Source organism: Streptomyces lomondensis (assembly GCF_014651035.1).
GTDB lineage: Bacteria > Actinomycetota > Actinomycetes > Streptomycetales > Streptomycetaceae > Streptomyces > Streptomyces lomondensis.
This window is the reverse complement of sequence record NZ_BMWC01000002.1, coordinates 75,272-88,301: the sequence shown is the minus strand read 5'-3', so window position 1 is coordinate 88,301 and position 13,030 is coordinate 75,272. Positions and strand designations below refer to the sequence as shown.

The 13,030-nt window shown below is 71.7% G+C and carries 13 protein-coding genes; 8 read left to right on the top strand and 5 right to left on the bottom strand.

What is annotated here, in order from left to right:
• Window positions 1–56 precede the first annotated feature (56 nt).
• Both IE255_RS07805 and IE255_RS07800 read right to left on the bottom strand, forming a co-directional pair.
• A complete protein-coding gene (locus IE255_RS07805; protein ID WP_190049447.1) occupies window positions 57–1,427 on the bottom strand; it encodes an ABC1 kinase family protein in 1,371 nt (456 codons plus the stop codon).
• Window positions 1,420–2,634, bottom strand: coding sequence for a TOMM precursor leader peptide-binding protein (locus tag IE255_RS07800; RefSeq protein WP_190049446.1), 1,215 nt, complete (start codon window positions 2,632–2,634; stop codon window positions 1,420–1,422). The genes IE255_RS07805 and IE255_RS07800 overlap by 8 nt, the downstream gene beginning before the upstream one ends.
• A gap of 270 nt (window positions 2,635–2,904) precedes the next feature.
• Between IE255_RS07800 and IE255_RS07795 the strand changes: the two genes are divergently transcribed.
• The 4 genes from IE255_RS07795 to IE255_RS07780 all read left to right on the top strand — a co-directional run bounded on the left by IE255_RS07795 (window position 2,905) and on the right by IE255_RS07780 (window position 6,887).
• The gene (locus IE255_RS07795) at window positions 2,905–3,513 is read left to right on the top strand and encodes a M48 metallopeptidase family protein (protein ID WP_190049445.1); all 609 of its coding nucleotides are present in this window, start codon (window positions 2,905–2,907) and stop codon (window positions 3,511–3,513) included.
• Window positions 3,514–3,655: 142 nt separating this feature from the next.
• Entirely contained in the window at window positions 3,656–5,422 is a 1,767-nt protein-coding gene (locus IE255_RS07790) for a TerD family protein (protein WP_190049444.1), read from the top strand.
• An 11-nt stretch (window positions 5,423–5,433) separates the two neighbouring features.
• On the top strand, window positions 5,434–6,114 hold the full coding sequence (locus IE255_RS07785) for an AIM24 family protein (RefSeq protein WP_190049443.1): 681 nt from the start codon (window positions 5,434–5,436) through the stop codon (window positions 6,112–6,114).
• A 17-nt stretch (window positions 6,115–6,131) separates the two neighbouring features.
• Window positions 6,132–6,887: an AIM24 family protein gene (locus IE255_RS07780; RefSeq protein WP_190049442.1), complete on the top strand. Its 756-nt coding sequence runs from the start codon at window positions 6,132–6,134 to the stop codon at window positions 6,885–6,887.
• A 168-nt stretch (window positions 6,888–7,055) separates the two neighbouring features.
• Here IE255_RS07780 and IE255_RS07775 read toward each other — a convergent pair whose 3' ends face one another.
• A complete protein-coding gene (locus tag IE255_RS07775; RefSeq protein WP_190049441.1) occupies window positions 7,056–7,583 on the bottom strand; it encodes an NUDIX hydrolase in 528 nt (175 codons plus the stop codon).
• Window positions 7,580–9,031: a zinc-dependent metalloprotease gene (locus IE255_RS07770; RefSeq protein WP_190049440.1), complete on the bottom strand. Its 1,452-nt coding sequence runs from the start codon at window positions 9,029–9,031 to the stop codon at window positions 7,580–7,582. Before IE255_RS07770 ends, IE255_RS07775 begins: the two co-directional genes overlap by 4 nt.
• Window positions 9,032–9,223: 192 nt before the next feature.
• Between IE255_RS07770 and IE255_RS07765 the strand changes: the two genes are divergently transcribed.
• From IE255_RS07765 to IE255_RS07750, 4 genes are all read left to right on the top strand, one after another.
• Window positions 9,224–10,345, top strand: a complete 1,122-nt coding sequence (locus IE255_RS07765; RefSeq protein WP_190049439.1) for an SDR family oxidoreductase — start codon at window positions 9,224–9,226, stop codon at window positions 10,343–10,345.
• 94 nt (window positions 10,346–10,439) lie between these two features.
• A complete protein-coding gene (locus IE255_RS07760; protein WP_190049438.1) occupies window positions 10,440–10,901 on the top strand; it encodes a molybdenum cofactor biosynthesis protein MoaE in 462 nt (153 codons plus the stop codon).
• 140 nt (window positions 10,902–11,041) lie between these two features.
• Window positions 11,042–11,206 carry a hypothetical protein gene (locus tag IE255_RS07755; RefSeq protein WP_190049437.1) on the top strand — a complete coding sequence of 55 codons (165 nt, stop codon included), beginning with the start codon at window positions 11,042–11,044 and terminating at the stop codon, window positions 11,204–11,206.
• A 101-nt stretch (window positions 11,207–11,307) separates the two neighbouring features.
• Window positions 11,308–12,393 (top strand): YlbL family protein, encoded by a 1,086-nt coding sequence (locus IE255_RS07750; protein ID WP_190049436.1) that lies wholly within the window; start codon window positions 11,308–11,310, stop codon window positions 12,391–12,393.
• Between the two features lie 15 nt (window positions 12,394–12,408).
• Here the strand turns inward: IE255_RS07750 and IE255_RS07745 are convergent, their stop codons facing one another.
• Window positions 12,409–12,951 carry a PPA1309 family protein gene (locus tag IE255_RS07745; RefSeq protein ID WP_190049435.1) on the bottom strand — a complete coding sequence of 181 codons (543 nt, stop codon included), beginning with the start codon at window positions 12,949–12,951 and terminating at the stop codon, window positions 12,409–12,411.
• Window positions 12,952–13,030 lie beyond the last annotated feature (79 nt).

The window sequence follows — 13,030 nt, the reverse complement described above, 5'->3', positions numbered from 1 at the left end:
GCGCTGATGGCGGGCGCGCGCCGCCTCTGCGGCGCGGCCTGCCTCCCGCCCGGAGCTCACGCCTCCGCCACCGACCGCTCGCCGTCCGCCGGGTCCTCGGGGACGAACCCCGGCAGCCACTCCTCCAACTCCTCGCGCAGCCGCACCGTGGACCCCAGCTGACACAGCACGCCGATCGTGCTCAAGGTCACCCGGTGGATCAGCAGATACGACGGAGGCAGGTTGAGCTGCTTGCCGAGCTGGTAGGCGGGGGAGCGGGGATCGGCGACACGGGCCGCCTGGCTGCGCATCCAGCCGCGGGTGAAGGTGAACTCCTCGACCTGGGCCGGCTCGATGATCGGCAGCAGGTAGTCCAGAACCGCCTCGGGATCCAGCTCTATGGTCTCCTTGACGAACCCCTCCGCGCACAGGAGCTCGTAGACCGCCTCGGCCTCGCCGTCGAGAGTCATGCGCAGGGACTCGCCGATAGTGCCCGGCAGACCGCCCGGGAGACGGTCGACCGTGCCGAAGTCCAGGACACCCAGGCGCCAGTCGTCCTCGCCGTCCGGGCCGCCGGGCAGGAGCCGGAAGTTGCCCGGGTGCGGATCGGCGTGCAGCAGGCCGGTGCGGGCGGGGCCGGAGAACAGGAAGCGGGCCAGGAGCTGGCCGGCCCGGTCGCGCTGCTCCTGGGTGCCGTCCGAGATGATCTCCGACAGCGGGACACCGTCGATCCACTCGGTGACCAGGACCTGGTCGGACTGGTGGACGACCTGCGGCACGACCACGTCCGGGTCGTCCGTGAACTCCTCGGCGTGGGCCTGCTGGGCCTGGGCCTCCAGGCCGTAGTCCAGCTCCTCCGAGACGCGGTCCTTCAGCTCCGCGATCAGCGGCTTGATGTCCATACCGGGGATCAGCGGGCCGAGCAGGCGGGAGAAGCGGCTCAGCTGGTTCAGATCGGAGAGCAGGGCCTCGCCGGCGCCCGGGTACTGCACCTTGACCGCCACCTCACGGCCGTCATGCCACACCCCTCGGTGCACCTGGCCGATCGAGGCCGCCGCGGCGGGCTTGTCCTCGAACTCCAGGAACAGCTCGTGCCAGCCCTCGCCGAGCCGCTCCTCCAGCACCGCGTGCACGGTACGCGTCGGCATCGGGGGTGCCGCCTCCTGGAGCTTGGTCAGCGCGGCGCGGTACGGGCCGGCGACCTCCTCGGGCAGCGCCGACTCGAAGACGGACAGGGCCTGCCCGAACTTCATCGCACCGCCCTTGAGCTCGCCGAGCACCTTGAACAGCTGCTCAGCGGTGCGCTGTTGGAGCTCGCGGCCGACGAGCTCCGCTGACTCGCCGACGATCCGCTTGCCGAATCCCCAGGTCGCGCGCCCGGCGATGCCGAGCGGAAGCGCGGCGAGCTTGGCGGTCCGGGTGACCGCCTTCCGGGGAAGATCAGACATGCGCCCTCCAAGTCCCAGCCGGCCGCTCCGCCTCTGCCTCACGGCACTGCTCCGACGGCCGTTGCACCGCCATTGTCTCGTGTGACGCCCCGTCCTCCGAGAGGTGCACCCCCTTTCCTCTCTCCGCCGCAGCGCAGGGGCATGCCGGATGCGGCCAGACAGGCCGCGCATGCCAGTGCAGAGCGGGGACGGAGACCTCCCAGCGGGCCCCGGCGCTCGACGGTGCCCGGCCGTCCAGGAAGGCGAGTGCGTGGGCGGCCGCCAGTCCGGCCACGGTCGTGGCCAGCGTCAGGTCGCAGGGCCGCACCTGCCGCTGCCTGCCGGAGCGCCACTGTGCGACCAGGCGCGACCAGGCCGGGTCCCGGTCGGCGCGGCTCTCGTGCAGACAGCCCGCGCAGCCCGTCTCCCCGGGCAGGACGAGAGGGCCGACCACGCCGGTTCCCTCCACGACTCCGGCGTACAGATGAGGCGTTCCTGAGGACATGAGGGGCTCGGCGGCGGACGGGTCGGGCGCGTGCACGGCGACATCGTCCCGCGGGGCGATGATCACCAGCGAGAAGCCGGGGTCGCCTTCCTCCGGGGACGCCTGGGCCGCCGTGCGGCGCGGTGGCCGGTCCGGGGCCGCCCGGCGCACGGCTCGGCGGGCCGCCTCGTCCCGGCGGTCGCCGACGGACTCCGCGGGCAGCCCGCCCGGCGCGACATCCCATGGCTCCACACGGCCGACGTCGCGCACGTCGACCTCGCCCACGCTGGCCCCCGCCAGCAGCGCGGCCAGTACGGCACCCACCCGGCCCGCACCCCGCACCTGCACGCGCTGCGAGCGCCGGGCGGCCAGCCGGCCGATCGCGTCGCCGGGTGCCGAGGTGGCCAGCGACAGGGAGGCCAGGTCGGGTCGCAGCCGGTCCAGGACCTCCTTCTTGCGCCGCAGGGCGTCGGCGGCCGGGCCGCCGCCCCTGGCGTCGTCGAGGAGTCCGGCTTCCGCGAGCCCACGCACCAGCCCGTCGACATGGCCGTCGGGCAGGTCCATGCGGCGTCCTTCCTCGCGCAGCAGCTCCAGCCCCCGTGTGCCGTTCAGCAGGTCGAGGAAACTGCCCGTCGCCATATCCATCGGACCGAGCGTCATCGCATGCGCCGGTGTCATCCCGAACTGCACGGTGTTGAGGTCGCGCCAGCCGCGCCTGAGCGCGGGTTTCACCATCGGATGCATGACAGGCCCCCCGTATGCCATAGAGCGTCCCCGTATGCCGGTCGAGCGTGTGCGCACGCCACAACTGCGGCACCCTCGGTCCCTGGTCCAGGACCGCACCCGCCCGTCGCTTCACCGGCAACAGCCAGCATGCCCAAATCCGCCGCGGGCTGCCGAAAGTTGTCCACAGGCACGGGTATTCGTCGTACAAATCGGGCGCCGAGTGGGGGCATCGGCACGGAACCGTCCCGGAATCGGGACTTCCCCGTGTGCAGCCGGTAACGTCGGGGCGTGCCCGCCGACCCACTGCACCGCGCCGGAAAGCCACAGCGCAGCACGACGAGCCAGCCGCCGAGCGGCTCGGGGGCGAGCGCGATCGAGGTCCGCAGGAGCACCCGCCGTCGCAGGACGGTCTCCGCGTACCGCGAGGGCGATCGCACCGTAGTGCTCATCCCCGCCCTGATGTCCGAGGCGGAGGAGCAGCGCTGGGTGAACGTCATGCTCGACAAGCTGGCCGCCCAGGAGAGCAGGCGGGCCCTCGGCGACGCCGAGCTGGCCGAGCGGGCCCGGCGGCTTTCGGACCAGTACTTCGACGGGCGGGCCCGGCCCGCCTCGGTGCGCTGGGTGACCAACCAGAACACGCGATGGGGGTCCTGCACCCCGGCCGAGGGCAGCATCCGCCTGTCGCACCGCCTTCAGGGCATGCCCGAGTACGTCGTCGACTACGTCCTCGTCCACGAACTCGCGCATCTGCTCGTCCCCGGGCACGGACCCCGCTTCTGGGAGCTGCTGAAGGCCTATCCGCGCACGGAGCGGGCGCGGGGTTACCTCGAAGGCGTGGTCGCCGCCGAGCGGTTGCCGCATGTGCCCAACGCGAGGGACGAGAGCCCAGCGGGGTGAGTGACCGCTTTCCGCGGTCGAGCTGCCGATACGCCTGAGCGCGGGTTCTGTACCGGGTCTGTACCGACTTCCTCCGGTGTCCGGTTTTGCCGTTAGCCTGGCGCGACGCACTCACGTTCTGGATGGGGGACGGTCGTTACGCATGGCCAGGGAATTCCAACGCGGCCACAAGGCCAGGATCAGTGACCTCACCGCGGGCACGGATCTGTACGTAGGCGTACAGATCGCCGGCCCCGGCCTGAGCTTCGACATCAGCTGCTTCGGCCTCGACGCCGACGAACGGCTCTCGGACGACCGGTACTTCATCTTCTACAACCAGCCGAAGTCCCCCGAGGAGGCCATTCAGCTCCTCGGCGCCCAGGCCGGCGACACGGAGTCCTTCCGGGTGACGCTCGACCGGATCCCGCCGCAGATCCAGAAGCTGTCCTTCACGGCGACGATCGACGGCACCGGGCAGATGTCGCAGATCGCCCCTGGCTACATCCGCATCGTCGCGGGCGGCGAGGAGGTGGCCCGCTACCCCTTCAGCGGCGCGGAGTTCTCCACCGAACGGGCCGTGATGCTGGGCGACTTCTACCTGAAGGACGTCTGGCGGTTCGCCGCCGTCGGGCAGGGCTTCGACGGCGGTCTCGACGCCCTGCTGAAGAACTTCGGCGGCGAGGTGGCCGAGGAGGAGACGCCCGCGCCCGCCCCGCAGCAGCCGCAGGCCGCCGCCCCGGGCTTCGCCCCGCCCGCGTTCGCCGCCCCCGGCACTCCGGAACCCGCCCAGGCTCCCGCACCCGCTCCGGCTCCCGCGCCGGCAGCGCCTCCGGCCTCGGCTCCCGCGCAGGGCTTCGCGCCCCCACCCGGAGCCACGCCGCCCGCGGCCGCTCCACCCGCGGCCACGCCGCCCGGCGCCACCCCGCCCCCGGCCCCGGCGCCCGCACCCCAGGTGCACGCCGCCCCGACCATCGTCGCGCCCATGAACACCCCGCCCGCCGGCTCCCCGGTGCCGCCTCCGGCCCCGGCGCCCGCTCCCTACGGCCAGCCCGGGCAGCAGCCGCCGGCGTACGGCCAGGTCCCCGGCCAGACGGCCCCGCCGCCCCCCGGCTACGGCCAGCCCCAGGCACCCCAGGCCCCTGCCCCGCCGCCCGGCTACGGCCAGCCCACCCCGCCCCCGGGCTACGGCCAGCAGCAACCGCCGTTCGGGCAGGCCCCTTACGGAGCCCCGCAGCAGGGCGCCCCCCAGGCCGCCGCCGCTCCCCAGGGCCCGGGCGTGGCCGCCGCGCTCCAGCAGTTCAAGGAGACCCCCACGGGGCAGCGCTGGACGCAGCAGAACAAGAAGCTCGTCCGGGTCGACCTCGGCATCGGCGGGCAGCCTGTGCTGGCCCGGCAGGGCAGCATGGTGCTCTACCAGGGCAAGGTCGACTTCAGCTACAAGGGCGCGGGCTTCGCCGGCCGGATCGTGGGCAACGCGACCGGCCAGGAGATGCAGCTGATGCGCTGCACCGGCCAGGGGCAGGTGTTCCTCGCCGAGAACTCGACGATGCTGCACCCCATCGAGCTCCAGGGCGACGCCGTCTGCGTCTCCGCCGAGAACGTCCTCGCGTTCGACGAGAGCCTCACCTACGAGGTCCGCCGCATCGAGGGACACGGCATCCCGGGAGGCGCGCTGTTCACGATGCAGTTCCAGGGCACCGGCACCGTGGTCGTGAAGACGCACGGCACGCCCGTGGTGCTGCCGGTCACGCCCACCACGTTCGCCGACTGCAACGCGGTGGTCGCCTGGTCGGCCGCCGCCCAGGTCGTCGTCTCCAGCCAGGTGCGGATGCGCCGCAACGCCTACCCCGGGGACACCGGGGAGAGCGTCAACCTCCAGTTCCGGGGAGCGCCCGGCAACTTCATCGTCGTCCAGCCGTACGAGGTCTGAGGGAGCCCGTCATGACACAGCAGCTCGCGGGCCACGCCCCCGCACCCGTCACCGCCCGCATGGAGAACCACGGCAACCACATGCTGAAGGTCGCCATGCAGACCGGAAACGACCTCCTCGCGCGCGTGGGGTCGATGGTCGCCTACGAAGGGTTCGTCCAGTACGAGCCCAACCCGCCGGCCGTGCGCCAGATCGCCAAGGACTGGCTCACCGGTGAGGGCGCGCCCCTGATGAAGTGCTCCGGCGACGGCCTGCTCTACCTCGCCGACTACGGCGCGAACGTCGTCGTCATCAACCTCAACGGCGACGGCATCTCCGTCAACGCCACCAACCTGCTCGCCTTCGACGCCCACCTCACCTGGGGTGTCGAGCGGGTCAAGGGCCTGGCGAAGTTCGCCGGGCAGGGCCTGTGGAACACCAAGATCTCCGGCCAGGGCTGGGTCGCGCTGACCTCCCGGGGCAAGCCCATCGTCGTCGACTGCGGAGGCGGCGAGGACGAGACCTACGTCGACCCGGACGCGCTCGTCGCCTGGTCCCCGAACCTCAAGGTGAAGGGCAAGCGCAGCTTCCGGGCCCAGTCTCTGATCGGCCGCGGCAGCGGCGAGGCCTACCAGATGGCCTTCTCCGGTCAGGGCATCGTCGTCGTCCAGCCCAGCGAGGACAGCACCGACCGCCTCCGGGCCCGGGGCTGAGGGGGAGCCAGAACGTCATGCAGAGCCCGATTTTCGCCTACAACGAGCAGCAGACCCAGGAGCGCTGGAGCCTCCAGAACAAGCAGATGCTGCGCGTCACCCTGGAGGGCCACGACGACATCCTGGCCCGCAAGGGCACCATGGTCGCCTACCAGGGCCTCGTCGAGTTCGACGCCGAGTACCAGAGCAACGACCAGGCACGCGCGCGTGCGCACACGGGTGAGGGACTCGACCTGATGCGCTGCCACGGGCAGGGCACGGTCTACCTCGCCAACCTCAAGCAGCACGTCCACGTCATGGACGTGGACCAGGACGGCCTCACCGTCGACAGCAGCTACGTACTGGCGATGGACTCCTCCCTGCACCACGAGGTCATCGCCGTGGACAGCCTGTACGGCATCTCCGGCTCCGGGAAGTACCAGCTCAACATCACCGGCCGGGGCAGGGTCGCCCTGATGACCTCGGGCATGCCGCTGCTGCTGCACGTGACGCCCGACAAGTACGTCAACTGCGACGCCGACGCGATCGTCGCCTGGTCGACGAGCCTGCGCGTGCAGATGCAGGCCCAGACGCACTCCTCAGGGGTGTGGCGGCGGCGCGGCAACACCGGCGAGGGCTGGGAGCTGAGCTTCATGGGCACCGGCTTCGCGCTGGTCCAGCCCAGCGAGCTGCTCCCGCCCCAGAACGCCCAGATCGGCTCTGGCCTCGCCGCGCAGTACGGCATGGGGCAGCAGGGAGCGCGCGGGCAGAACCAGGGCAACGTCTGGAGCTGATCGCTCCGCGGGTTCGGCCGGTTGGGTCCGGGGGCTGTGCTGTCGGGTCTTGGCTGCGGGGCCGTACGTGGCTGGTCGCGCAGTTCCCCGCGCCCTTGAGGGGGCGCAACCCCGCGGCAGGACCGAATGTAAGGGGCGGCCGACAAGGCGGTCGCCCCTTACAGATGCTCAGGCCGCGAGCCTCGCCCGCGTCGCCTCCAGCAGCCGTACGACCGACTCGTCCGCCACCTCCGGCACCTCGTCGTAGCCGAACCAGCGCACATCGAGCGACTCGTCGCTGATCGCGTGCCCCGCGTCCGGCGGTGCCACGGCCGCGTACTGGACGTCGAAGTGCCAGTGGCACGGCGGCGGGATCGGGTGCCGGTCCAGGCGCACCGGGCCGCCGGGCAGCAGCGAGAGCCCCGGGACGCCGGACTCCTCCGTCGCCTCCCGCAGGGCCGTCGCCGCGAGCGTGGCGTCGCCCGGCTCGCAGTGGCCGCCCATCTGGAGCCACATCCGCAGCTTCCGGTGCAGCGTCAGCAGCACCCGGCCGCCCTCGGGGTCGATGACCAGGGCGCTCGCCGTGATGTGGCCGGCGTGGCACGCCTTCCACAGGCCGTCCGGGTGATCCGCCAGATGGTCCAGGTAGGCCTGGCGCAGGTCGTTCTGGTCCTCGTAGTCCTTCAGTACGAGGACCGCGTCGTCGTACAGGCTCACTCGGCGTCGTCGCCCTTGTTCTTGTCCTCGCCCTTGTCCTTCTTCCTCAGGTCGGGCTTGTCCGCCGCCTCGCCGAGCATCTTGTCCAGCTCGGAGAAGTCGATCTGCTCGCGGTGCACGAAGCCGTCCGGGTCGTCCAGGTCGGTCGCCGTCGGCAGCATGTCCGGGTGCGCCCACAGGGCGTCCCGGCCGTCGACACCGCGCGCGTCCGTGAGCGAGGCCCACAGGCGGGAGGCGTCGCGCAGGCGGCGCGGGCGGAGCTCCAGGCCGATCAGCGTGGCGAACGTCTGCTCGGCCGGGCCGCCCGAGGCGCGGCGGCGGCGCAGCGTCTCGCGCAGGGCGTCGGCGGACGACAGACGGGGCTTCGCGGCGGCGTGGACCACCGCGTCCACCCAGCCCTCGACGAGCGCCAGAGCCGTCTCCAGACGGGCCAGGGCGGTCTTCTGCTCCGGCGTGTCCTCCGGCTGGAACATGCCCTGCTGGAGGGCTTCCTGAAGCTGCTCGGGGTTCTGCGGGTCGAACTGGCCGACCACGTCCTCCAGCTTGGCCGTGTCGACCTTGATCCCGCGGGCGTAGCCGTCGACCGCGCCGAACAGATGCGAGCGCAGCCACGGCACGTGCGCGAAGAGGCGCTGGTGGGCGGCCTCGCGCAGGGCGAGATACAGCCGCACTTCCTCCTGGGGGACGCTCAGGTCCTTGCCGAACGACTCGATGTTCACCGGCAGCAGCGCGGCCTTGCCGGCCGGGCCGAGCGGCAGGCCGATGTCGGACGAGCCGACGACCTCGCCGGCGAGCACGCCGACGGCCTGCCCGATCTGCGTGCCGAACATGGCGCCGCCCATCGAGCGCATCATGCCGATCAGCGGGCCGGCCATGGCCTGCATCTCCTCCGGCAGGACGTCGCCCATGGCGGTGCCGACGCGCTCGGCGACCGGGTCGACGAGCTCCTTCCAGGCGGGCAGGGTCGCCTCGACCCACTCCGCGCGGCTCCAGGCCACGGCGGAGCCGGCGCCCGACGGCATGGACGTGGCGTCGTCGAGCCAGAGGTCGGCCAGGCGGACGGCCTCCTCGACGGCACGGCGCTCGGCGGGGCCGACGCTCGTGTCCTTGGTGCCGTCAGGGCTGCCCTGGGAGACCGTCTGGCGGGCGATCTGCTTGGCCATGTCCCAGTTCACCGGGCCGCCCTCGTAGGAGAGCATCTGGCCCAGCTGCTGGAACGCGGCGCCCAGGTCGGTGGGGTTCAGTGAGCCGAACATGGCTGCGAACGGGTTGTCCGCACCGGGGCCACCGGGGCCGCCGCCGAATCCTCCGGCTCCGGGCAGGCCGCCGAAACCGAACGGATTGGCAGGTCCCTGACCACCACCGCTCTGCTGGTCCTTCTTCTTGCCCTCGTCGCCGTCGTCCGGCTCCTCCGGCGGAAGGCCGAATCCGAATGGGGTGTCACTCACGGGATTCCTCGGCTGGTAGGGCCGCCGGTTCTTTCCGGCGGCACGGCTGCCCGACAACACCACCCAGCGTAGACACCTGGGGCGGATCGGGCCTCGGTGCTTCGCCGACTGACGGCCTGCGGCAGGATGGATGCCACCTGGTACGCACGCGTCGCACGCGCTCGTACTGAAGACAACCGCTGGAGACGCCCGGTGAGTTCCCCAGATCCGCAGGTTCGCGCAGCGCGAAACCAGTCAACCAGTCCCGCGAGCCCCGCGGCGCGCGGACCCGTCGTCGCGGTCACCGGCGCCGCGTACGGCGTCGGCGCGCTGCTCACCGAGCAGCTCGCCGCGTCCGACGAGGTCAAGCAGGTCGTGGCCATCGACGAGCGGCGCGGCGAGTGCGCGGCGGCGCAGTGGCACATCCTGGACGTCCGGGATCCGGCCATCGCGGAGAAGCTGCGCGGCGCCGACGTGGTGGTGCACCTGGCCCTGGATCTCGACCTGGAGACCGACGCGGCCGCCCGAACGGCCTACAACGTACGGGGGACGCAGACCGTCCTGACGGCGGCCGCGGCGGCCGGAGTGCACCGGGTGGTGCTGTGCACCTCGGCGATGGTCTACGGAGCGCTGCCCGACAACGAGCTGCCGCTGTCGGAGGACGCGGAACTGCGGGCCACGGCGGAGGCGACGGGCGTCGGAGACCTGCTGGAGATCGAGCGGCTGGCGCGGCGGGCGCCGCGGGCGCACCCGGGGCTCAACGTCACCGTGGTGCGGCCGGCCGTCCTGGTCGGCGGCACGGACACCGCACTGACCAGGTACTTCGAGTCCCCTCGGCTGCTCGTCGTGGCCGGGTCGCGGCCCGCCTGGCAGTTCTGCCATGTCGAGGACCTGTGCAGCGCGCTGGAGTACGCCGTGCTGGAGAAGGTCGACGGGGAACTGGCCGTCGGGTGCGACGGGTGGCTGGAGCAGGAGGAGGTCGAGGAGCTCAGCGGCATCCGGCGGATGGAGCTGCCGTCGGCGGTCGCGCTGGGCGCGGCGGCACGGCTCCACCGGATCGGCCTCACGCCCTCACCGGCGGGGGATCTGGCGTACACGATGTACCCCTGGGTGGTGAGCGGGAGCCGGCTGCACGACGCCGGGTGGCGGCCGCAGTACACCAACGAGGAGGTGCTGGCCGAGCTCCTGGAGGAGGTCTCCGGCCGGCACACGGTGGCCGGGCGGCGGCTGGGCCGCAAGGACGCGACGGCCGCGGGCGCCGCCGGCGCCACGGTGGCGCTGCTGGGTGCCGCGGCGGTGGTGCGGCGGGCGAGGAAGGCCCGGCGCCGGATCTGAGAGACGCCGCTGTAGGACACTCCAAAGACGCACGCGCGCGTGCAGGGCGATAGCTCTATTCCGGGCTGTCGGTCGCGTGCGGCACGATGGAGGCATGGCATCCACGAACGATCATCCAGGCGAGCAGGGCGCGCAGGACCCGGTCAAGCTGATCGGGATTCGGGACACGGCCCTCTCCGTGGACGAGGTGTTCCGGGCGGTGGGGGACGACGCGGCCGGCGGCACCGCGCTCTTCGTGGGGACCGTGCGGAACCACGACGGCGGCGCCGACGTGGCGGAGCTGGGGTATTCCTGCCACCCGAGCGCCGAGGCCGAGATGCGGCGGATCGCCGAGAAGGTCGTCGCCGAGTTCCCGGTGCGGGCGCTGGCGGCCGTGCACCGGGTGGGGGACCTCCGGGTCGGGGACCTCGCCGTGGTCGTCGCCGTGTCCTGCCCGCATCGCGGCGAGGCCTTCGAGGCCTGCCGGAAGCTGATCGACGACCTCAAGCACGAAGTGCCCATCTGGAAGCACCAGAAGTTCTCCGACGGCACCGAGGAATGGGTGGGGGCCTGCTGACCGGAGACGGGCGGAGGCCTGCTGATTCAGGAAGCCGTCTTCCGGTTGCGTAACCGCACCCCTGGCGTGAGCGTTGTCACTGCGGATGGTTAATCTGCTGATCAGTCAGTTGCGGACGCTCAATGGGGTTGGAGGTCGGCATGGCGGCGCTCGCCTGGTTGCTGATTCCGCTTGTGGCTGCGATCGGCGCGGGCCTCTGGGGCAGTTGGGCCAACCGGACCCGCAAGGTCCGCGGGGACGGCCCGGAACTCATCGGTTACGCCCGCTTCCGCGAGGCCATGGAGAAGCCCCGGCCGGGTAGCTGACGGCCGAGAAACAGCAGGTCACAGGCGCCTGAACCCACAGGGCCGCCTCGGACGGGCGGCCCTGACGGTGCGCTGACAAAACCGTCCCGTACTGTCGAGTCATGCCACGCCGCACCGCGACGATGCTCGCCTCCACCCTGATGCTGATCGCGCTCCTGTGCGCGGGAGTGTTCATCCCCGTGCCGTATGCGGAGATGTCCCCGGGGCCGACGGTGAACACGCTCGGAGACCACGGCGGCGAGCCGGTGCTGCAGATCTCGGGCCGGAAGACCTATGCGACCAGTGGCCACCTGAACATGACCACGGTCCGCGTCACCAGCGCCGACTACCGGATGAACCTGGTCGAGGCCGTCTACGGCTGGCTCGCGCACGACAACAAGGTCGTGCCCCGCGAGACGCTCTACCCGGACGGCAAGACCGAGGAGCAGTCCACCCAGGAGAACGCCGAGGAGTTCAGCCAGTCCCAGGAGAGCGCCAAGGTCGCCGCCCTGAAGGAACTCGACGTTCCGGTGAAGTCGTGGGTGATCGTCTCGACGGTGGTCAAGGGCTCGCCGGCCGAGGGCAAGCTGCACGCGGGGGATGTGATCAAGGCCGTCGACGGTACGGCGGTGAAGGAGCCGGCCGACGTCGCCGAGCTCGTCACGAAGCACAGGCCCGGCCAGGACGTCCGCTTCACGATCGTGCCGGCCAAGGAACAGGCCGCCGCGGAGAAGGAGAAGCGGACGCCGACCAAGACGCAGGACGTCACGATCACCACCACGACCTCCGACGATACCGGCGAGAAGCGCGCGATCGTCGGGATCTCCGCGGGCACCGACCACACGTTCCCGTTCACCATCGACATCAAGCTGGCCGATGTCGGCGGGCCGAGCGCCGGTCTGATGTTCGCGCTCGGCATCTACGACAAGCTCACCCCGGGCAGCCTGACCGGCGGCAGGTTCGTCGCCGGCACGGGCACGATCGACGACCAGGGCAAGGTCGGGCCGATCGGCGGCATCGAGATGAAGACCGTAGGGGCTCGGGCCAAGGGCGCCCAGTACTTCCTGACGCCCGCCGACAACTGCGCGGCCGCCGCCAAGGACACCCCCGGGGGCCTCACCCTCATCAAGGTGAACACCATCCAGGACGCCCTCGGCGCCCTGAAGGACATCCGCAGCGGCGACACCGCCGATCTGCCGAAGTGCTGATCCGGACGACAGGCCCTAGTCCTCGAACGTCGCCGTCAGTGCCTCCGCCAGGCCGGGGACCAGGTCGGAGCCGGTGAGGACCTCCGTGGGGGAGTCCTTCTCGCGCAGGCGCAGGGCCGACTCGCGGGTGCCGTCGCGCAGGACCGCGACCGTCATCCGGACCTCCTGGCGGTCCGGGTGCTCCGCCACCCACTTCGTCAGCGCCGCCCCGCTCAGATCCTTCGGGACCTGGGCCTCGGCGGACGGCGGCAGCATCAGGCGCTCCACGGCGAGGGCACAGCCGGCCACCGCGTCGGGCCAGGCGATGGTGGCGAGGAACTCGTCGAGCGGCTTGCCCGTTGGAATCTCATCCTGCTCGATCGGGGTCAGGCCGGATTGCTCCGGCTCGTCCCCCAGACCGAGCCGGTCGGCGAGCGAGGGCTGTTCGGCCCGCAGCCGTGCGGTGTCGACGAGGGCGAAAAGGCGGGCCGGCTGGTCCCAGCCGAGGCCGGAGACGTACTCGTCGATCTCGAGCACGGCCCGGGTGAGCGGGTTCGCAGCCATGGGAGTGTTGGACATGGTCACAATCCTGCCTCGTTCCCGGCCGGAATCGGGAACCGAGTAAACGGTGAGTAAGTTGCATAGGTGGGGGCCCACG

Excerpts from the sequence above, each read along its gene's own strand:
- IE255_RS07805 (WP_190049447.1), bottom strand. The coding sequence starts at position 1,427 with ATGTCTGATCTTCCCCGGAAGGCGGTCACCCGGACCGCCAAGCTCGCC.
- IE255_RS07800 (WP_190049446.1), bottom strand. The coding sequence starts at position 2,634 with ATGCATCCGATGGTGAAACCCGCGCTCAGGCGCGGCTGGCGCGACCTC.
- IE255_RS07745 (WP_190049435.1), bottom strand. The coding sequence starts at position 12,951 with ATGTCCAACACTCCCATGGCTGCGAACCCGCTCACCCGGGCCGTGCTC.
- IE255_RS07760 (WP_190049438.1), top strand. The coding sequence starts at position 10,440 with ATGGCATCCACGAACGATCATCCAGGCGAGCAGGGCGCGCAGGACCCG.
- IE255_RS07750 (WP_190049436.1), top strand. The coding sequence starts at position 11,308 with ATGCCACGCCGCACCGCGACGATGCTCGCCTCCACCCTGATGCTGATC.
- IE255_RS07780 (WP_190049442.1), top strand. The coding sequence starts at position 6,132 with ATGCAGAGCCCGATTTTCGCCTACAACGAGCAGCAGACCCAGGAGCGC.
- IE255_RS07755 (WP_190049437.1), top strand. The coding sequence starts at position 11,042 with ATGGCGGCGCTCGCCTGGTTGCTGATTCCGCTTGTGGCTGCGATCGGC.
- IE255_RS07790 (WP_190049444.1), top strand. The coding sequence starts at position 3,656 with ATGGCCAGGGAATTCCAACGCGGCCACAAGGCCAGGATCAGTGACCTC.
- IE255_RS07785 (WP_190049443.1), top strand. The coding sequence starts at position 5,434 with ATGACACAGCAGCTCGCGGGCCACGCCCCCGCACCCGTCACCGCCCGC.